The following is a 20,504-nucleotide window of genomic DNA, read 5'->3' on the forward strand; positions in this document are numbered from 1 at the left end:
CTTACTGCCTCCCTCCCGGCATCCTGCCCGGGCACCCGAGGACTCCGGTTGCGCTCGCCGTCTGCCGGCGCCGGCACTCCGGGCATACCTTTAGGAGCTGTTTCCAGCCTTCATGGCCGCCCTCCGGCAATCCTGCCTGCTTGAGGCTGGCCAGCACGTATTCCAGTTCGCGACAGGGTGCAAAGTATGCGCCACAGGAGATACACTTACAAAGCTTGAGCTCAGCCCGGCAGTACAGGTCCTCCTTGCTGGCGGTGGCCAATTCAAACTCTGCCGAAAGAACGATGGCGCCTGTAGGGCAAACTTCCTCGCAACGGCCGCAGAAAATGCAGCGGCCGTAGTTTATATTCCAGGACTTAACCCCTCGCTCTAAATCCCAGTCCATGGTAATGGCATTGGGCGGGCAAGCAGTAGCACAGGCGCCGCAAGCTATACACTGGCTAAAGTCGTAAACCGGTTTACCGCGAAACCCTGGTGCCACCTCAACCGGTTTAAAGGGATACTCAACAGTAGCCTCCCCGACCTTTAGTGCTTTTCTTAGCAATTTTAGCATCCTGGGAATCCCCCTTCCTTTTGCTCGCTTCTAGCCGGGTTAGGATTTTAGCGGCGAGTTTTTTCTTTCCTGGCAGTACCGTTCCAGCTCCTTGTATTCGATCGTCTTCGCCTTCTTTTTACGCACATCGACCACGGTAACCCTTTCAGCACAGGAATAGCAGGGGTCGATGCTGGCCACGATGAGGGGGGCATCGGACACCGTATTACCCCGAAACATATACCTGAGGGACGGCCAGTTATTATAGGTAGAAGCTCGCGCCCTCCACCGGTACACCTGCTGATTGTTTCCTGTCATTACCCAGTGGACATTTTCTCCCCTGGGGGCTTCAGTATATCCGAGCGCGAAGGTGTACGGTTTATAAGCAAACCCTTCCACGAGGACCGGCCCGGGGGGCATTTCGGTCAGGCACCTCTCAATGATTTTTAAGGACTCATAAAGCTCTGCCGCCCGTACCAGTTCCCTGGAAAGAACGTCGCATCCATCCCTGGAAATAACATCCCAGGGAACCCGATCGTAGGCACCGTAGGGATGGTCAGCCCGCGTATCCCGGGCATACCCGGAACCCCGCATATTAGGACCCACCGGGCTGAAGTCCCGGGCTACCCCGGGGTCCAGGCGTCCTACCCCCTGGGTTCGTGAGATAAAGTTGGTGGTATTCAGCAGCAAGTCAAGGAGTTCATCCAGTTCGCCCCGGATCTCTGCGATTAGCCGCAAAACCTGGTCCCTTTCATCTTTTAAAATATCCCGGCGCACGCCGCCAATAAGGTTCATGCCGTAGGTTTTACGGCCCCCGGTAAGAATTTCGGCCATCTGCATGGCCTTCTCCCGTACCCGGAAGAAATGCATAAAACCCGCATCGAAACCCACCAGGTGGGCCGCCAGCCCCAGATTCAGGAGGTGGCTGTGCATCCTCCCCACCTCCAGCAGGATGGTGCGGACATACTGGGCCCGCGGCGGCACCTCAATCCCGTTGGCAGTTTCCACCGCCGATGCGTACGCCACACTATGGGTGTAACCGCAGATGCCGCAGATCCGCTCGGCCAGGAAAGTAACCTGGTCGTAGTCCATGCGGTTCTCGGCCAGTTTCTCGATCCCCCGGTGCACGTAGAAAAGGCGGTAGTCGGCGTCCACTATATACTCGCCGTCGACGTAGAGCCGGAAGTGTCCGGGCTCGTCGGAAGTAATGTGCAGCGGCCCCAGGGGTACCTCGACAATACCCTCCCCTTCTACTTCGATAAACTTGTAGTTTTCTTCCTCTGCCACCGGGTCGGGGCGGAAGCGGTAATCCATGGCGTCCTTCCGCAGGGGATACAGGTTGTCCGGCCAGTCATCGGGCAATACCAGTCTCCGCGCATCCGGGAGGCCCACCGGTTCCAGGCCGAACATATCTCGCACCTCCCGCTCGTACCATACGGCGGCCGGCACCCGCGGGGTCACCGAAGGAAACTCCGGTTTATGGGAAGGAATCAGGGCCTTCACCGTCAACCAGAAGTTTTTATCGGAATCCCTCTCTTTTTCGATGGATAAAACGTAGTACACCGCAAAGTGGCCGTTCAAGCCGCGCTCATCATTGCCGACAACACTGGAGAGCCACCCTCCCTGCCGGTAATATGCCTCTTCCACAATTTCCGGGAGGGAGCTGAGTTCGACCGTCAGGGTTACCTGGTCCGGTGTTTGCCAGGCCTCGGCAAGAATCGCCGCCCCGAACTTAGACCGCAAGGCCTCCACAGATTTTTTCCTGTCCTGTCCGGGTTTCATTTCATTTTGCATGCTACTGGCAGCCTCCTTTACCCTCTAGCCTAACAGGATAAAAACAATGTACTGGGAAATCACGGTCATGATCATGAGCACGGCGAGAACAAATTTGATCGCCAGAGGCGGTTCAGCCGCACTGGCAACTACCTCCGAGGGTGCCCCCAGGACGTTCGCTCCCATCCACTTCAGGAACCAGATGAAACTGCCAACGGATTCAAGAACCGTAATGATAATCAGGGCAAGGATCAGGGGGTAGTGCCTGCCAATCTCAAAACCGCTAATTATGATCATAAATTTACTAAAAAAACCATTAAAAGGGGGGACGCCAGCAATGGCCATAGCAGCCGCAATATAACCCAAACCCACCACCGGGATTTTATTTAGAATTCCCTTGAGCAGCGAAAGCAGGCGGGTACCGGTTGTATAGGACAGCGTACCGGCAACCAGGAAGAAGAGCCCCTTAGCAAAAGCGTGGTTGAAGATGTGGGCCACCGCTCCGTTAAAGGCCATCCTGGAGCCGTAGATGGAAATGGAGAACGCCAGGAAAATATAAGAGAGCTGGGTGATGGTCGAGTAGGCGAGGAGTCGCTTCATATCATCCTGCGGGAAATACATGATAAAACCGTAGATCATGGTGACCACAGCCATGATGGCCCCGGCCTGGCCGATCACCTGGGGAACCGACCCCGTTGCCAGGACGGTCCGGGCAAAGATGTAGACGCCGACCTTAACCATCGAAGCGGCATGCAAATAGGCGCTCACCGGGGTCGGCGCCACCATCGCCCGGGGGAGCCAGGGATGAAAAGGAAGCTGGGCGGACTTACCCCAGCAGGCGATCAGGATCCCGGTAAAGGCAATGGTTTTCCCGGCGTCCGTTAATTTATTAAGGGCGGTCACCGCGTAGCTGCCGGTGTTTACATAGAGATAGGCAGTAGCCACATAGAGTCCCAGCGCGGCGATGTGAGTGAGTATAATCGCCCAGAGGGCGGAATTCCGGGATTTTTGATCCCCGTAAAATCCGATCAACCCCCATGAGCAGAGACCGGTCATTTCAAAGAAGAACAGGAGCCCGAGGAGCGTGGAAGAGAAGACCACGCCCGCCATAGAGCCGATAAAAAGCAGCATGAGGGCATAAAACCGGGGAACCCCTTCTTTAATAGGATGCTCTTTGTTGTCAGGGCTCATGTACCCGGCCGAGTAGGTGCAGATCAGCCAGCCGAGAAAAACTACCATGAAGTTGACCAGGACACTGAGGGTATCTATAGTGACACCGTAGTAGTTAATACCGTTTAAAGTAACCAGTTCCCGGGTGAAGCTTGCGCGGTTGAACGCAAAAGCGATCAGTAAAAGCAAACCGCTGGTAAAAGCCAGGAGGGAGAAAATCTGGCTTGCCTTTTTCACGTGTCGCTCTGGTAAAAATAGGACCAGGGGGCTTCCTAATACCGGCAGCAAGATGCTTCCCAGCGCATACCAAATCATCTAAAGCGCACCTCCAGTATCCCTCATTAATGGGATCGACCTTTTGCTGACAATTTTATTTACCTCCCAGGACAACGCTGGCTGCGCCCTGCAGTAATTGATTTAGCGGGGCCGGTACATGTATCCCCAGCCCGGCCATGAGCACGAACAGGATCCCGATGGGCAACAAGCACAGCCACCCGGCGTCACCCCGGGGGAGGTCCTCCGGAGGAAAACCGAGTACCGTGTCGCTTATAAGGATAATAAATGCGACAAAAACGATCACCAGAAGGACAAGAAAGAGTATCATCGGCCAGAAATACCCACCTTGCAGTCCGGCCGCCAGGGTCATAAACTCGCTTACGAAGATGCTGAAAGGCGGTGCACCGACCACAGCAAGAAGGCCGGCCATGAACATAAAACCAGTAAAGGGGGCCACCTTTAGCATTCCCCGGATCTTCTGGGCGTCCCTGGTACCATACTTGCGAGCCACATTGCCCACCGTGCAGAACAAAAGGGATTTAGTGAGGCTATGGTTGATGACGTGAAAGAGCGCGGCAAGTATTCCCAGCGGCCCTCCTGCGCCCAGACCGGTGGCGATGATGCCTACATGCTCAACACTACTGTAAGCCAGCTTCCTTTTAATGTCGTTCTGCACCAGGATGAAGAAAGCCGCGACACCCACCGAGAGAAGGCCGAAGATGAGGAGCAGGGTCTGGGGGAATTCCTTGCCGACGGCCTGCAAGGTAATGGGATAATATCTTAATATACCAAATAACACGCACTTCATCAGTACACCCGACAGCAGGGCGCTAACCGGGCTCGGGGCCTCGCTGTAGGTGTCAGGCAACCAGGTGTGCATAGGAACCAGGCCGACCTTGGCGCCGTAACCGATCAAGATGAAGACAAAGGCCAGTTTCATCACCTGCGGGTCGAGTCCCCGGGCCATCCCTGCTAACTCAGTCCATAGCATCGCCCTGTGGGCGTCCTGCACCACAGCAAAGGCACTGGAGTAGGTCAGGATGGTCCCGTACAGGGCAAAGGCCAGGCCGACGCTACAGATCAGGACGTACTTCCAGACAGCTTCCGCCGCAGTCTTGTGTTTATAGAACCCGACCAGGAAGGCCGAGCCCAGGGTGGTTGCTTCTATCGCAACCCACATAATAGCAATATTGTTAGATATAGCAGCAAAAACCATCGTCAACAAAAGTAGATGGTAAAAACCGTAGTAAGAGCAGACGCCCTTCGCATCAACCCGGCCCTGCGCCAGGTCATGTCGCAAATATCCTATAGAATAAAAACCGTCCAGAAACCCTACCACCCCGATGATAAGAACCAGGAGCGCCGTGAGGCCGTCGGCGTAGAGCATCCCGTCCAGGGCCAGCAGCGTTTGTCCCCTCAGGACATACTGCACCAGCAGCAAGGAGAGAAGAGCCACGCTGCTAATCCCGGCCAAGTGCACAACCTCCACCATGCGCCGGGACCTTATCCCAAAAGCGATCAGGGCCGTTCCAAGGGGCACCGCGGGCAAGTAGTATAAAATATTCTCCCCCACTTCTATCACCTAACCCTTTAGTAGTGTGAACTTATCCGTATCCAGGGTGTCGAAGACCTTGAAGAGGCGCCTGGCGATGATAGTCATGATCAGGACCGCAAAAACCGCATCGGTCAGGATGCCGATTTCTACTGTCTCGGGGGCGTTATAAGCCATGATGGCCAGGGTCAAATGCGAGCCGTTTTCCATCAGGCAATAGCCCAATATCTGCTTGAGGGCATTTCTTCTAGCAAGTATGCAGAGCAACCCGAGGAGAAAATGGGCTATAGAAACCGCCAGCGCAACCTTCAACTTTAGTACCGCATGCATATGAAAAGGCTCGACTATCACGAACGATAAAGCCACCAGGCCCACCGCAAGAAAAACAGACGAGCTTGTCTCCAGTGCCGGCCCCTCCTCTTCCTGGTTCCCTACCGTTTTGAGGGTCCTGATGATGAGATAGGGCACCAGGAAGGTCTTGGTGATGAGGGCAGTAATGGACCAGATGTACAGCGGTTCCGCCTGCATAAATACGGCCAGGGACAGAAAAATCGCCACCAGGACCAGGGACTGGATACTGTACATGTACGCCGCCCTCCGGAGCTTTCTGGTTTCCACCACCAGCATCGAGGTCAGGATGAGCAGCACAGCCAGGGCGTTGACTACGCTGGTACCGGACACTATCAGATCCCCTCCCGCTTCTATTAAACATTGGCCAGGTAGAAAACGAAGGACAGCAAGGCTATGCCGAAAGCCGCCCAGGTTACTGCGGGGGCCTTAAAAAGGAGTAATCTGGCCATGCTGTTTTCCAGCAGGGCAGCGATAACGTAAAAACCGGCAACCTTCAATAAAAAGACAGCCGTGGATACCAGGAGGGAGGAAGTACTGACCACCGCCGCGCTCCCATAGGGGAAGAAAACGGCCAGAAACAGGGCGATCACCACAACCTGCTTCATATATAAACCCCATTTCAGGAGGGCCAGGGAGCGACCGGAATATTCCGTAAGGGGTCCCTCCTGGATTTCCTGTTCTGCTTCCGCCAGGTCAAAGGGCAGCTTGCCGGTTTCGATGAAGGTGGCGACAGCAAAGGAAGCCATGGCCAACCAGACTGCCGGGCTAAAATATGATATCTCACCGGCCGCCACCTTCTGGCTGATTGTTCCCAGATCGGTCGTCCCGGCGAGAAGGGCGACCACAAACAGCACCAGGATAATAGTTGGCTCTACGAGCACGGCCAGGGCCATCTCCCGGCTGGCCCCTATTCCGGCGAACCCGCTGCCGGAATCCAGACCTGCAAGGGCAAAGAAGAAGCGGACCACGGTGAACAGGTAAACGACAGCGATGAGATCAGCGGCCATCCCCAGGGGCGACTGCAGGGTTAAAATCGGAATCACCATGGCAACGAGCAGGGTGGTTGCCATAACCACATAGGGAGTAAACCGGAAGACCCAGCTGGTCTGGGCAGGCACCACCTCTTGCCTTTTGATGAGTTTGAAGATATCCCGGTAGTTCTGCAAAATACCGGGACCTTTCCTGGAGTGCAGCTTTGCCCTTAAAGTGCGGGAAAAGCCCGTAAAAAGAGGCGCTACCAGCAGGACGAGCAAGGCCTGCGCCAGGCCGATGGGGAGCAACTCGTTACCGGGCATCTTTCTCTCCTCCTATCTGACCGTTGCTACCAGCAGGACTACGAGCGTTACGATTATATACAGGCAATACAGCCGGACATTCCCTATCTGGAGGGCTTGCACCCGTTTACCCAGACGTACCGTACCCCGTAACAGGGGACCGTAGAGGTAATCTTTCCACAGCGACTCCACACGGGCGACGTAGACCACTGCTTCCTTGCCATACGCCGCAATGGTATAGCCCGGCCCCGCGAGGGTGGTCCTTAGCAAATAGGCCGGGCGGAAAAGCACCCTTAATGGCTGGGCAAAGGCGGTAGCCGCGTACACCATCCGCGGTGAGTATTTATATCCGCATGCCCACGGCTCGGCATCGATCCGCCGCCCGGCCTGCATCCCACCTTGCATCCCGGCAATTAACAGGGGTAACGTGACAAACCCCACCAGGAGAAGGGCAAGGAGGGGCGGGGAAAGCACCGCCCGGGCGCTGCTTGCCGGAAATACCAGCAGCCCGTCACTTACCCGGACCGGAGAGGCGCCCAGCAACGCCGCGGCCACATTGCCAATATAAGGAGCAACAACCGGTGCGCCCAGCCCGAGGGCAATGCAGCCAACCGCTAAAATCGCCGTCCCGGCAAGCATCGGCACCGGCACTTCCCTGGCCTCCCGGGCGCGATTGCTGCGCCAGGGACCGGTAAAAGTGACCCCATAAGCTTTTACAAAGCACATCGCCGCCAGGGCGCCCGTTAGAGCGAGCATAATTGCCAAAAGGGGTGACAGCACTTTGACCGCCAGGAAGCTGCTGGTGCTCGCCATTAACAGGGACTGGTATATAAACCATTCACTGACAAAACCGTTGAGAGGGGGAATAGCCGCGATGGCCAGAGCGCCGGTCAAAAAAGCCAATCCGGTCCACGGCATTCGCCTGGCCAGCCCGCCCATCTCCTCCATGTTTTTGGTGTGGAGGCGATAGATTACCGAGCCTGCCCCGAGAAAAAGGAGGCCTTTAAAGGCAGCATGGTTTACCAGGTGATAGAGCCCCGCCAAGATGCCGAGCATTCCCAGAACGGGTTCTCCCCTGGCTATGCCAATCATGCCAGCACCGATGCCCATCAGGATGATCCCCACGTTTTCGATACTGGAATAGGCCAGCAGCAGCTTGAGATCATTTTCATTTATTGCATAAAGCACACCCAGAACCGCCGAGATTGCTCCGAAGGCCAGGACCGTAAGGCCCCACCACCAAACGGAAGCGCCGAGGAAATCGACACTGACCCTGAGTATGCCGTAGATAGCGGTTTTAATCATTACACCCGACATGAGGGCGGAAACGTTGGAAGGAGCCGCAGGGTGAGCCCGCGGCAGCCAGAAGTGGAGTGGCATAATACCGGCTTTGGCCCCGAACCCGAAGAAAGCCAGCAAGAAGGCCAGGTGTTTGGTAGCCGGCGGAAGGTTTGCATTGCGGAAGGAAGCAAAATCAAAGGTGCCCGTATAGACGAAAAATATAATAAATGACAGCATAATCATTACTTCCCCGGCATGGGCCACCAGGAAATAGATAAATCCGGCATTGACACTCTCCGGGTTTTCCTGGTCGAAACTAACCAGGAAATAGGAAACCAGGGTCATCAGCTCCCAAAAAACGAGAAAATAGAAGGCGTCGCCGCTAGCAACCACCAGGACCATGGACGCAAGGAAAATGTTATTCAAAAAGCCCAGTACCCCGGCGCCCCTCCCGGCATACTCCTCCTGATAAGCAAGGGAGTAAATAGCTGTAGCGGCGGCCAGCAGCGAAATGACCAGCACCATAAAGGCAGAAAGGAGATCGACCCGGATAACAAAGGGCGCAAAGGGAATAAACCCCGCCGCTGCCATTGTAAAGCCCGTACCACGAGCGAAGACCGGGATGGCCGCAGCCATCCCGGCACTCGCTGCCACAAAGGCGCTTATTCCTGAAGTATAGTTGGCAATTTTACCGGCTCTGTTCAGCGCCAGGGAGGCAACTGCTCCGGCGACATACAGGAGAATGGACAGCAGAAATAACTGCTGAACGATCATTTAGCCTTACCTCCCGCCCCTCTAAATGACACTACATCAGCAACAACAGCACTTCTTCCGAGCTTGCTCAGTTTCAAGCCACGAAGCGGGGAAGGGGCTTCCCCACCCCGCCCCTGCCCTGAACCGCTATCTAAATGAAACAGCGGCCGCCAGGCGCCGTTCGGCTTCAAACTCCTCCACGGTCTGGAAGACCAGGGCCCCGGTGGGGCAGGCTCGCACACAGGCCGGTACGCCCTCCTCATCCAGGCACTCCCGGTCGCACTTTACGGCCTTACCTTCGCCCCGGCCCACTGCACCGAAGGGGCAGGCCATGGCACACATCCAGCAACCGATGCACCGGCGCAAGGCGACCACGTTGACGCCGTCTTCCCGCCTGTGCATCGCGCCGGTGATGCAGACGGCCACGCAAGGCGGCTCCTCGCATTGCCGGCAGACGGCCGGAGCTTTCACCCTGCCTACCTGGTCCACATAGAGGCGCTTCTGCGGCCTTTCGCCCCCCAGTAGGGCTCCAAACAGATTCCGGGCCGCGGTGTGGCTCACGGCGCAAGCCAGCTCACAGGAACGGCAGCCCGTACACCGTTCATAACGAACAAAGATCTCCTTCCGTTTCATCGCCGGGCACCTCCCGGGACGTTGAGCCCCAGACCGGCCCGGCGCTCGTCGATGGCCGCCAGGAGCTTCTGGCCCGCAGACTCGGGATCGGGTTCCACGATGAAGTAACCGCCGGTCAAGTCCCGGACTTTATCCGTCAGCACCTGGGTGACGTAGCGGCTACCAACCACCGGCAACATGACCCCCACGTGGGTGGGGATACCGAGGGTCACCGCCCAGGTGCCGATGGCGACCGCTTTTTCAGCCGTCGCCTCAGGGGCCGAAGCGACCACGGGAAGTTGATCCGTGTCCACACCCAGCCGGTTGGCCAGGGGCACCGCCAGGGCCACCGCCCGCGAGGTGTCCACGCAGGAGCCCACGTGCAGCACCGGCGGCAGGGGCCCGCCCAGGCCGTTGGCCTCGCCGATGGCCGTCAGGACCGCCTTCAAGCCTTCCCCGCACACCTCATCCACACTGGCCGGATCCATAAACCCGTGGCGCATGAGCGCCCCCGCGCCGCAGCCGGAGGCTAAAACCAGCACGTTCTCCTTCAGGAGGCGGCGGGCCATGGTGACGAAGTTCCTATCTTGCGGAACCTTGACGTTGTTGCATCCGCAGAAGAGGCACACCCCGCGAATGTTGCCGGCGACGATGTTGTCAAGCAAAGGCTTAAGGGGATCGTCGGCATTCAACTTAGAGAGGGCGTTTATGATGGCTTCCGCGGAGAAACCCGCCACCACTTTGGACCTGTTCTGCGGTATGTCCACCGGCTTACCCCGGCGCCGGATGAAGGCCTCGATGGCGTGGCGAATGATCTCCCGGGCGATCTCTTTAGCCCTTTCTTCCGCGAAGGGGATGTGGATCGCACCGGGGATCTTCATGGTTTCCATGGTGGTGATCAGCCTGGTCCCCATGCACTCTGCCACCGTAGCGAGAGAGGGCATGATGCACTGGTAATCCATCACGACGGCATCGAGGGCGCCGGTGATCAGGGCCATCTCCTGGCTGAGCGAATGGGTGCAGGACGGAATGCCGTGGCGCATCAGCACCTCGTTGCCGGTGCAGCAGATGCCCACCACATTCACACCCCCGGCGCCGGCTGCCTTGGCTTCCGGCTTCATCTCTTCGGCTACTTGGACGATGATTTCGGATAAAACCGGGTTGTGGCCGTGGACCGCCACGTTAACCATGTCCGCTTTGAGGACCCCTAAATTGGCCTCACTGACCACGGGCTGGGGCGTGCCGAAGAGGATGTCGGACAAGTCGGTACCCATGTGGCAACCCGCAAAGTCCGCAAGGGAGCAACGTATCCCCGCCTGGAGGAGGTTAATCGGGTCTGCGTCACAGCCGTAATGCGTCCGGTGCATAATATCGGCGATCTCGTAGTCTATCCCCTTAGGCATCAAGCCTCGTTCCATAAGGAGCTTGCTCCGCTTCTCGGTCACCGTGGTGGCCACCCACGTGACCGGCGCTTCCGTTGCTTTCTCGTTAAAGTCCGCCAGAGCCGCCTCGGCAACGGCCAGGCCAATCTCGGCCTCGCTCCTGCCTTTTGTGGGAATGCCGAGACGTTCAGCCACTTTGCGGAGCTTGGCTTTGTCTTTAATGGCGTAGTCCGGTGCCTTACCCCGAACCGCCTTTTTCAAGGTGTGGGCAATGTGCTTCGCATGGCCCGAGTGGGACGCCCCGCCGGCCGCGATGGCGCGATCCAGGCCTCGCGCGACGATGACGTCCGCCGTAGCCCCGCAAATCCCCGCCTTGGGCTCGCCACCAAAAGGATCTATACGGCAGGGGCCCTGCAGGCAGTGCCGGCAACACAGCCCGGTTTCCCCAAAGCCGCACTGGGGAAGCATCGCCTGGTAGCGATCCCAGACCGTCTCCACCTCCAGGCGCCCGGCCTTTTCCACCATTTCGCAAACCGCCGGGTCCAGAGAAACCTTACACGACTTGGCCATCAGCATCGACCTCCTTGAGGAATATGCGGCAACGCCGCAGGATTGTAAACTTTATTACCTGCTTTCATATCAAAGCGTCAGCGGCCTTCCGTCCGGTCAACTTCCTGCAACTACTGCAGCCCTGAAAACGCGGGGAGTAAAACCAGGGAACGGAGGGTTTCTGCAGCAACTATTCCTGCTGCACTCGTGCCCATTATCACATGTCACACCTAACCTCCACCTTTTATTTTTATGGTTATATTTGTTCCCCCTATGTCCGGGGCAATAGCCCGTCGGTTTAGCACCCTGGCAGCCAGCTCGGCAATACCTGCTGCGGTAAAAGACTGCTCACCGGTAAAACCAGCAGCTTGATCTAAAATTTCTGCTTGGAAGGGTATCAGGCCGATGACATCGTCCGGCGGCAGGTGGCTGAGGATAAATTCCTTATCCCGGGGTTGACGCAATTTGTTGCCTACAAACTTTATTCGCTTAATACCAAGTTCAGCGGCCAGTTTTTGGACGACCCGGGCGGTCTGGACGCTGACCAGGGTGGGCTCGGTAATAATCAACATCAGATCTACCCCCCGGGCCGTACCCCGGGTCAGGTGCTCGATGCCAGCCCCCATATCCAGGACCACCATTTCCCGGTGTTTTAGGATTAGGGCATTAACCATGGCATTTAAGACGGCATTTTCCCGGCAATAGCAGGTCGATCCCCCGGGCTTGATGGCTCCCATTTTCAGAAAAAGGATATTTCCGTTCTTTATGGTATAATCTTGCAGCAGGCTATCTACTTCCGGGTTTAGAGAAAAGAAGGCGCCGCTGCCGCCGGTGCGCTCGGCAAGCAATTCTCGCATCTCCACGATAGGTTTAATGGTACCGAGCCTTTCCTCGGGGAGCCCCAGAACCATACCCAGGCTGGTATCGGGATCGGCATCGACGGCGTATACCTGGTAACCCTGCCGGGCAAAATATTTAATTAAGCCGGCAGCGATAGTGGTCTTGCCGACACCACCTTTCCCGGAAATGGCCAGCTTCACTTGAACACCTCCTCTGTTCTGCTTCTCTTCTGTCCCTTGCTAAACAAGGCTAACGCAGACATTATCCATACCAAAGGCCTTTACTTCACTCTGGCAATGGCCTTAAGTAAATTAGGTAAAAAGGTATAAAATCGAAGTTATAAAATCAAGTGTTTAACCAAGATGAAATAACGCAAAAGCTACCTTTGTGTTCTATAGCAAAAAGCGTGCCAAAAGAAAAAGGCCGCCAAAGCTTGACGGCCTAAGAACCTCGATGTCAATTTAGTTTTACACGTTAAAAAGAGTTGACATTAATTTTTAAGCAAGCCATAGCTGGCCATTTTAGTATAGAGTGCCTGGCGGGAAAGGCCTAATGCCTTGGCGGCCCTTGTTTTTTCTCCGCCAAAAGCTTCCAGGGCCTGAATGATGGCCTCCTTTTCCGCTTCTATCCGGACTTTATAAAGGGGGGAGATCTCCCTCAACCTTTTCTTTTTACCATGATAGCCTATCGTGAGGTGATGGGGATGGATTTCCTGGGTTTCAGCCAGGATGGCAGCCCTCTCCAGGACATTTTCCAATTCCCGGACGTTGCCCGGCCAAGAATAGCTTAGAAGACTCTCCATAGCGCCGGGAGTAAGCCGTAATTTTTTCCCATATTCTTTGTTTAGCCTTTGTAAAATGGCCTCTGCCAGGAGAGGTATGTCTTCCGGCCGCTCTTTAAGGGGTGGGAGCACTAGCGTGACCACATTTAAGCGGTAAAAGAGATCTTCCCGAAAACGGCCTTCATGTACCATTTTTTCCAAATCCTTGTTGGTAGCTGCTATCACCCGCACATCTATTTTTCTGGTCCGGGTGCTCCCCAACCGCTCAATCTCTTTATCTTGCAAAACCCTTAAAAGCTTGGCTTGCATATTAAGGGGCATATCTCCGATTTCGTCCAAAAAGATGGTCCCGCCGTGAGCCAGTTCAAACTTTCCAGGTTTGCCGCCCTTTTTAGCTCCAGTAAAAGCGCCTTCCTCATAACCGAAGAGTTCGGATTCTAGAAGTTCCGGTGGGATGGCTGCGCAGTCTACTTTTATTAAAGGCGCGTTACGGCGGGGGCTTTCCTCATGGATAGCCTGGGCCAGGACCCCTTTTCCGGTACCGCTTTCTCCCAGGATGAGTACAGTAGCATTGCTCCCGGCTGCTTTCTGGGCCAGGCTTAAAACGTCCCTAAAATAGTGATTTAAAGTCCGGATGTGGCGGAAATTGAAGAGGCACCCAGCGGGTTTGAAGTTTGCAGGGTTATGGCCAACTCTGGCTTCTACTTTTTTAAGCTGTTCCAGGAGAAGACGTACAGGCTCGCTTTCATCGGAAAAAAACTGGTACAGCACACCCTCTATTTCGGATTGGATCCAAAGAGGCGTTCCTATGACGATGATAGTATTCCCCTTTGTTTTCTGGAATTCCCATACCCGTGGTCTGCCGGATTGGATTATTTCGGAGTATTGGGCTATAGGGATTACTTCTTCCAACATGCGGCCTTGCACCCTTTGACCTGTAATACCCAGTATTTGGAGGCCGGCCTTATTTATCCCTACCACTCTCCCCTGGTTATCGGTAATCACCAGTCCCAGGGGTATTATATGGAAGATGGCTTCCCCGATGCTTAAAGGGAACCCTTTTACCTCTTTTTCGGACCCGAGGGTAGCCTGGCGGTAGCTTCTAGTTGCCAGCAAAGCCTGGAAGGTAAGATCTTTAAGCAATCTATTGTTTTTTTCGAGGGGAAAGAAGGAATAAGGCTCATCAAGACCAGAAACAGGGGATATGGTTGCTTCCATCTGGCAATAATGTTCCCCTGTCCCCCAGCATTTGGTTTCTTCGACCTCTATTCTTTTTTTAAAGAGTTTGTTGAGAGCCCCGGCGAGCAGGCCCCCTTCCAAATAGCATAATTGCTGGCCTACAGGCGGAAAATGAGAACAAGTGAAACATTCATTCCATTTAACGGTTATTTTACCGCCTTTTACACTTTTCAACTTAAGGTTTCCTATTCCCAGGGCGCTTATTTTATCCGGTATTTCTTCCAGGTCGTTTACAGGAAGCTGACTGCCAATAGAATAGCCCGCCCGGTAATAAACTGTATTCTCCGGGGTACTGGCTAGCATACCTTTTCTCCCCCCAGCGTCCATTTTTGCTTCCGCTCAATTCCATTCTATCCTGTAAGATATGAAAAGTAAAGAAGAAGGAACCCTCTGATTTCGAGCAGGCGGTTCTGTTCTTCAGGCCCGTCATTAGAGGCGCAGCCCATAAATGTAATAGCGACCTGGAACTAAACCAGGTCGCTTTTTATTTAACTTGTCATGGAAGGTATCACATTTAAAGAAGTAACTGCCGGGCCTTCCCTGGCCTCATCATTAATACGGTTCCCGGCCGCCAGGAAAGAGGCGTTCACCAGCCCCGAACCCTGTTCTTCCGGCGTTAAACCCGGCAGCCTGGTGGCCGTGCTGGTGATGGTCTTTACTACCTGCCTGCCGGATATGTGCCCATCCCGGGACAGCACCAGGGCTGCAACCCCGGCAACATGGGGACAGGCCATGGAGGTGCCGCTCATGGCCCGGTATTTACCGCCCCGGAAGGTGGAAAGGATATCAACGCCCGGAGCAGCTACCGTTACTTCCGGACCCCGGCTGCTGAAGCTGGCCAGGTTATTCTTCCGGTCAATAGCCGAAACGGCGATGACACCGGGGTAACGGGCCGGATACATGACGCTATTTTCTTTCCCCTCATTGCCGGCGGCCGCCACCAGGACCATGCCGGCCTGGACGCACCGGCGGACGGCCTCTTCCAGGGCTTGACTCGGCCGGGTGGTGCCGAAACTCATATTGACGACCTGCATTTTATTTTGCAGCGCCCAGTCCAGGCCGGCAATGATCTCGGATATATAACCATTACCCCGGCGGTTAAAAATCTTGACGGCATAAATCTCCGCCCGGGGGGCTACCCCTACCACCCCAAAATTATTATTAAGCGCTGCAATTATCCCGGCCACATGGGTACCGTGGCCATTGCCATCCCCGGCCTCCCAGCCGGGAAATTTGATATTCTTGGTACCACGGATGTTAGCTTTCAGGTCGGGGTGGCTGGCATCAATCCCCGTATCCAGGATGGCCACCTTCACCTTCTCTCCGGCCGCCTCCTGCCAGGCCTTTGGTGCGCCAATACATTCCACTCCCCAGGGGATGGTCTGCTCCCTTTGCCGCAATTTAACTGCCGGCAGGGCTACTGTCTGGACCAGGAAATCGTCTTCAATTAAAAGGACATCCGGGTGTAAGCCCAGCTCTGCAAGGGCCTGCCCCTGTTCCGGTATCCTTACTGCCAGGGCATGCACCAGGGGTAATTCGCGTACTACCCGCCCGCCCTTTTTCAGGACTGTTTCATGACAACTGCTCAAGGGCCGGTGCTTGCGGAACATGATAATTTTCCGGCTGCCGTAATCGCTACCCAGCCGGGTAATGGAAACGCCGGCCATCGCTACTACACCGGCATAATAAGCCAGCAAAACAGGCCACATGGTTAACCCCTCCTATGCTCCATTCTATGTATTGCTGCTGGAGGGGGTTAAATAAATTAAACCCGGCCGGCAGAAAATATTTTTCCCTTTTCTGATTAACCATCAGACCTGGAACTGCATATGCTAGGTCTAGAAAAGGTCCCTGCAAAGGGAAAAGGAGGGTATTTTAATGACACAAGAATTATTGTGGTGGTTTATTATCATCATCCCGGTCATCATTATCATCCCCATCATCTTCCTGTTCTTCTTGTTCCCGTTAAATACTAAGTAGGAGGAATTTTTAATGGGCGGCCATGGTTTTAACTTCTGGTGGTTGTTTATTCCTATTATCGTGATTATCATCATCCCCATTTTCTTTATCTTCTTCATCCCTCTCAGTGCAGCCAATGCATGAGCGGGAAAACCCCGGCCCCGCCGGGGTTTTAATATAAAGGCCCCGGGCTTTCCAACCCGGGGCCCTTTTATACTGCTAGCGGTACCGTTACCGCTATGGTAATGTATTTAACTTTTTTGCCAGCTTTTGAGAAACTCCTGGATATCCGGCGGCAGGGGCTGGCCGTTATTAATCTCCCCCGCCATCCCTTCAATTAGCTGGGCAAGCTGTTTCTTCATCTCCGGGCTCAGATCTTTGGTCATGTTGTTAACAAAGCTGGCCATATCTACCTGGCCGTCCGGGAACATGGCAGCAGGATCTATACCCGCTTGAGCCATTATTTCTTGCACGACAGCAGGGTTATCGGGCGTTATGCCCATTTCTTTAAAAACCTGTCCCAGGGATTTCCCGCTGGTAGCTGCTTCAATGACGCGCTGGCGCAGGGCATCCAGATCAGCACTCACATACCTCACCTCGCATAAAATTTACCCTTGATCATTATATGCCCTGCGGTCTCCTTTAGTGCCCGCCAGCTGTTATTTTTCCGCCGGCGCTATATTGGCTGCCAGGACGCCAATGATGCGGCCGTCATCAGCGCGTACAGGAACAGAGATGGTGATGGCCACCCGGTTGGAGCTCTGGGTTACATAGGGCTCGCTGGCATAACGTTCCCCCCTTATGGCCGCCTGGAACCATGGCCGGAAGGACCAGTTGGTCACTCCCGCATCCGGCCGGTTATAAATAGTTGCTCCGTCCGGTAGGGTGGCAATCAAGGTCTGGATAATAGCTGACTCGCTGAAGGCGGCGTCAAGGAACGGCGCCAGGGTGGCGGCTTCCATTTTCTTAACAACAGGATCGGCGGCCAGCTTTTCCAGTAAGGCATAACCCTGGTTAACAAGTTCCCGGCGCAGTTCCTGGTCCCACCCGTCCCGGGTAAAACCGGCAGCTATGGTAAAGAAATTCTGCGCCATGGCCGCAAACTGGCGCGTATTCTCTTCCACCACCGCCATAGCAGCCTTTTGTTCCTGCGTTGCAGCCGATACCTCTTCAATGCTGGCCGCCGTTTCCTGGGCCACGGCTGCCATGCGGGTGGCAGCATCGTTTACCTCCCGCACCCTGGCCAGCTGGTTCTGGGCCTGGTGGCTGATGTTGGTCATGACTTCGGCGGCCTTATTGATCGCCTGGCTTACGGCCATAAAATTCTCTTTCACCTGGGTCCCGCGCTGGAGGTTGCTCCGGACCAGCTCGACATTTTTATCCACCTGGGCCGCTGTCTGGCGCGCCTCTTCGCTGATAGCTGCCGCCAGGGAGGTTATATTCTGGGCGGCCGCCGCCGACTGTTCGGCCAGTTTCCGCACCTCTTCGGCCACCACAGCAAAACCACGGCCCTGCTCCCCGGCGCGTGCGGCTTCAATGGCGGCATTCAAAGCGAGCAGGTTGGTCTGATCGGCAATGGCCGTGACCGCCTGGACCAGGGTATTAATCTGCTCCATTTTATTTTCCAGCTGCCGCATGCGGCCGGCCGCCTCCTGGATGGAAGCGGCCCCGGCCTTGATTTCCTGAAGTAATTGCTCAAAAAGTCGGCGACCTTCCTCTTCCTTGCTCCTAACTTCCATCCCTAACTCCGTACCCAGCCCGGCCCGGTCGCTGATATCTTCCGCCAGGTTGTGTAACGTTTTGATATTTTCCGCCACCTTCTGGGTGGCTCCCGCCTGCTCGTCGGCACCGCCGGCAATCTCCTGGATGGCTGCCGTTACCTCTTCCAGGTTGCGATGGCTGGTACCGGCGCTTTCCTGGAGATTTCGGGAAAAATAAGACAGTTCATCAGCGGTACGCTGCATGCGACCCACCAGGCGGTAAAAACTGTCCAGGACGGCAGTTACCGGCCCCTGGAAACTCTCCCCTAACTGCGCCCCGGTCAGAGATTGTTCTGCTCGTACCGGATCGCCTTCGCCAAGCAAATTAAGAAATTGCATCACCCGTTGCAAGGGGCGCATCCATTTTATGTATAGATTGAGAAGGATAACCAGGCTTAAAATCAAACCCAGGGCCCCCGCCACAATGGCCGGTAAAAGGAGCAATTGCCAGCTAACGCCCTGGACGGCTACCAGCGCTGTTCCTACCGTCCCCGGGCCCAGAGCCAAAAAAAGCAAGAGAATAAAATAGAAAAGTTTAGTGCGAAGATTAATTACCAATTTCCTCCACCTCCCGGCATTATTCTTTATATTAACATATTTTTCCGCATTTGACTAGATAAAAGCGCGGCGAGATAGAGGTTGGTCAGGTTGTCAGGCAGGCAGGTGCTCCTTCAGGTAGATCCGTATCCTATTGCCGGGTAGCCAGTTACTGAAACATCCCGAACCATGCAGGAAGCCCGCCGGGGTATCTAGTGGTAATCACTGGCGTTTTTTGGCCAAAGGATCTTTTACCGGCAGGCGAGCGGCCAGTTCGGCAGCCAACTGTCCCGGTTCCAGATCATGGTAGGCCAGCAAAACCAGGGTGTGGTAATAGAGGTCGGCGAGCTCGTATAAAATTTCCCGCCGGCTGTCGTTTTTAGAGGCAATGATGGTTTCACCGGCCTCTTCGCCGATTTTTTTCAGGATTTTATCCTGGCCGTTATTAAAGAGATAGGTCGTGTAGGAGCCTTCCGGCCGGGTGGCCTGGCGTTCTTTAATCACCCGGAAGACTTCTGCCAGGATAGTTCCCAGGTCGGCAGTAGCCGGGCCGGATGTTTCTACCTGGCTGCCCGGGGTCGCCGGGTACAGGACAACCTGCCGGGCGCCGTGCAGGTCTGTCCAGCCCCGTTCATCCGGCCCGCTATCGGCTTGCTTCCTCTCTGTCCGCCCCTTTTCGCCCTGCCTGTTGCTGCCGGGTCTGCTAACCTGCATGGGGAGGGAGTTATGAAAGCAGGAAAATTCCCCTTCGTGGCAGGCCACTCCTATCTGGCGGACCTGGAAGAGCAAGGCATCGGCGTCACAATCGTAGCTGGCATTGACAATATACTGGCGATGGCCCGAGGTGGCCCCTTTATGCCAGAGTTCCCGGCGGCTGCGGCTGTAAAACCACGTCTCGCCGGTAGCCAGGGTGCGGGCCAGGGCTTCCCGGTTCATATAGGCCAGCATCAACACCCGGCCGCTTTCTACATCCTGGATAATGGCCGGGATTAAGCCGTCGGCATTAAAGCGAATTTCCTCAGGTATGGTAACACCCATAAGCAAATATCCTCCGCATATAGCATATTTCGTAAAGGAGCATGTGCCTGCACACTCAAGAGCCATGCGTCTTCCTGCTCTTATAAACGTATGGGCACGCCGCGCCCGGCCAGGTAACGCTTGGCTTCCCCTATAGTATAGGTGCCAAAGTGAAAGATAGAGGCCGCCAGGACGGCGTCGGCACGGCCTGCCGTCAGGCCTTCATACAGGTGCTCTAGCTTCCCCACGCCGCCGGAGGCGATTACAGGGATGCTGACAGCTGTGCTTATGGCTGCCGTCAGTTCCACGTCGTAGCCTTCTAAAGTACCGTCGCAATCCATACTGGTGAGCAGGATCTCCCCGGCCCCCAGCTCCTCCACCTGCCGGGCCCACTCCAGGGCGTCTTTTCCCGTTGGCTGGCGGCCGCCGTGGGTATAAACCTCCCAGGAACCGGGGCCGGTACGGCGGGCATCGATGGCTACCACTACGCACTGGCTGCCGAAACGTCGGGCTGCCATGGCCACGAGACTGGGATCCAGCACGGCGGCCGTATTCAGGGAAACCTTGTCGGCCCCGGCGGCCAGCATGCGGCGAATATCTTCCACCGTGCGCAGGCCACCCCCTACGGTAAAGGGGATAAAGACCTCCTCAGCCACACGCCGGGCCACGTCGACCATAATCTCCCGTCCTTCGGCCGAGGCCGAGATATCCAGGAAGACCAATTCATCGGCGCCGGCGCGGTCATAGGCAGCTGCCAGCTCTACCGGGTCCCCGGCATCCCTTAAGTTTAAAAAATTGGTCCCCTTAACTACCCGCCCGTGGTCCACGTCCAGGCAGGGAATAATCCGCCGGGTAAGCATCTTAAA

The 20,504-nt window shown here is 55.6% G+C and carries 16 protein-coding genes; all 16 read right to left on the reverse strand.

Annotated elements, in window-relative coordinates; genetic code table 11:
• Position 1: 1 nt before the first annotated feature.
• The 16 genes from E308F_RS01095 to hisF all read right to left on the reverse strand — a co-directional run bounded on the left by E308F_RS01095 (position 2) and on the right by hisF (position 20,498).
• The gene (locus E308F_RS01095) at positions 2-553 is read right to left on the reverse strand and encodes a formate hydrogenlyase complex iron-sulfur subunit (protein WP_141262843.1); all 552 of its coding nucleotides are present in this window, start codon (positions 551-553) and stop codon (positions 2-4) included.
• A gap of 39 nt (positions 554-592) precedes the next feature.
• Positions 593-2,326, reverse strand: coding sequence for an NADH-quinone oxidoreductase subunit C (locus E308F_RS01100; protein WP_141262844.1), 1,734 nt, complete (start codon positions 2,324-2,326; stop codon positions 593-595).
• Between the two features lie 24 nt (positions 2,327-2,350).
• The gene (locus E308F_RS01105; protein ID WP_141262845.1) at positions 2,351-3,790 is read right to left on the reverse strand and encodes a hydrogenase 4 subunit D; all 1,440 of its coding nucleotides are present in this window, start codon (positions 3,788-3,790) and stop codon (positions 2,351-2,353) included.
• A gap of 55 nt (positions 3,791-3,845) precedes the next feature.
• A complete protein-coding gene (locus tag E308F_RS01110; protein WP_141262846.1) occupies positions 3,846-5,333 on the reverse strand; it encodes a hydrogenase 4 subunit F in 1,488 nt (495 codons plus the stop codon).
• Positions 5,334-5,984 (reverse strand): hydrogenase 4 membrane subunit, encoded by a 651-nt coding sequence (hyfE, locus tag E308F_RS01115; RefSeq protein ID WP_141262847.1) that lies wholly within the window; start codon positions 5,982-5,984, stop codon positions 5,334-5,336. It abuts the gene before it with no gap.
• Positions 5,985-6,007: 23 nt separating this feature from the next.
• Positions 6,008-6,949, reverse strand: a complete 942-nt coding sequence (locus E308F_RS01120) for a respiratory chain complex I subunit 1 family protein (RefSeq protein WP_141262848.1) — start codon at positions 6,947-6,949, stop codon at positions 6,008-6,010.
• Positions 6,950-6,961: 12 nt separating this feature from the next.
• On the reverse strand, positions 6,962-8,983 hold the full coding sequence (gene hyfB / locus E308F_RS01125; RefSeq protein WP_141262849.1) for a hydrogenase 4 subunit B: 2,022 nt from the start codon (positions 8,981-8,983) through the stop codon (positions 6,962-6,964).
• A 126-nt stretch (positions 8,984-9,109) separates the two neighbouring features.
• Positions 9,110-9,595, reverse strand: coding sequence for a 4Fe-4S dicluster domain-containing protein (locus E308F_RS01130; protein ID WP_054936714.1), 486 nt, complete (start codon positions 9,593-9,595; stop codon positions 9,110-9,112).
• The gene (cooS, locus tag E308F_RS01135) at positions 9,592-11,526 is read right to left on the reverse strand and encodes an anaerobic carbon-monoxide dehydrogenase catalytic subunit (RefSeq protein ID WP_141262850.1); all 1,935 of its coding nucleotides are present in this window, start codon (positions 11,524-11,526) and stop codon (positions 9,592-9,594) included. Before cooS ends, E308F_RS01130 begins: the two co-directional genes overlap by 4 nt.
• Before the next feature lie 209 nt (positions 11,527-11,735).
• Positions 11,736-12,545 carry an AAA family ATPase gene (locus E308F_RS01140; RefSeq protein WP_141262851.1) on the reverse strand — a complete coding sequence of 270 codons (810 nt, stop codon included), beginning with the start codon at positions 12,543-12,545 and terminating at the stop codon, positions 11,736-11,738.
• Between the two features lie 290 nt (positions 12,546-12,835).
• Complete coding sequence (locus tag E308F_RS01145; RefSeq protein ID WP_172613797.1) at positions 12,836-14,668, reverse strand: sigma 54-interacting transcriptional regulator; 1,833 nt, start codon at positions 14,666-14,668, stop codon at positions 12,836-12,838.
• A gap of 185 nt (positions 14,669-14,853) precedes the next feature.
• Positions 14,854-16,074, reverse strand: coding sequence for a S8 family peptidase (locus tag E308F_RS01150; protein ID WP_141262853.1), 1,221 nt, complete (start codon positions 16,072-16,074; stop codon positions 14,854-14,856).
• A 501-nt stretch (positions 16,075-16,575) separates the two neighbouring features.
• Positions 16,576-16,911, reverse strand: a complete 336-nt coding sequence (locus E308F_RS01155; RefSeq protein WP_172613526.1) for a hypothetical protein — start codon at positions 16,909-16,911, stop codon at positions 16,576-16,578.
• A 72-nt stretch (positions 16,912-16,983) separates the two neighbouring features.
• A complete protein-coding gene (locus E308F_RS01160) occupies positions 16,984-18,642 on the reverse strand; it encodes a methyl-accepting chemotaxis protein (protein ID WP_141262855.1) in 1,659 nt (552 codons plus the stop codon).
• Positions 18,643-18,843: 201 nt separating this feature from the next.
• Complete coding sequence (gene hisI / locus E308F_RS16075) at positions 18,844-19,659, reverse strand: phosphoribosyl-AMP cyclohydrolase (RefSeq protein ID WP_141262856.1); 816 nt, start codon at positions 19,657-19,659, stop codon at positions 18,844-18,846.
• 80 nt (positions 19,660-19,739) lie between these two features.
• Positions 19,740-20,498, reverse strand: coding sequence for an imidazole glycerol phosphate synthase subunit HisF (hisF, locus tag E308F_RS01170; RefSeq protein ID WP_141262857.1), 759 nt, complete (start codon positions 20,496-20,498; stop codon positions 19,740-19,742).
• Positions 20,499-20,504 lie beyond the last annotated feature (6 nt).

The organism is Moorella sp. E308F, assembly GCF_006538365.1.
GTDB lineage: Bacteria > Bacillota > DSM-521 > Neomoorellales > Neomoorellaceae > Neomoorella.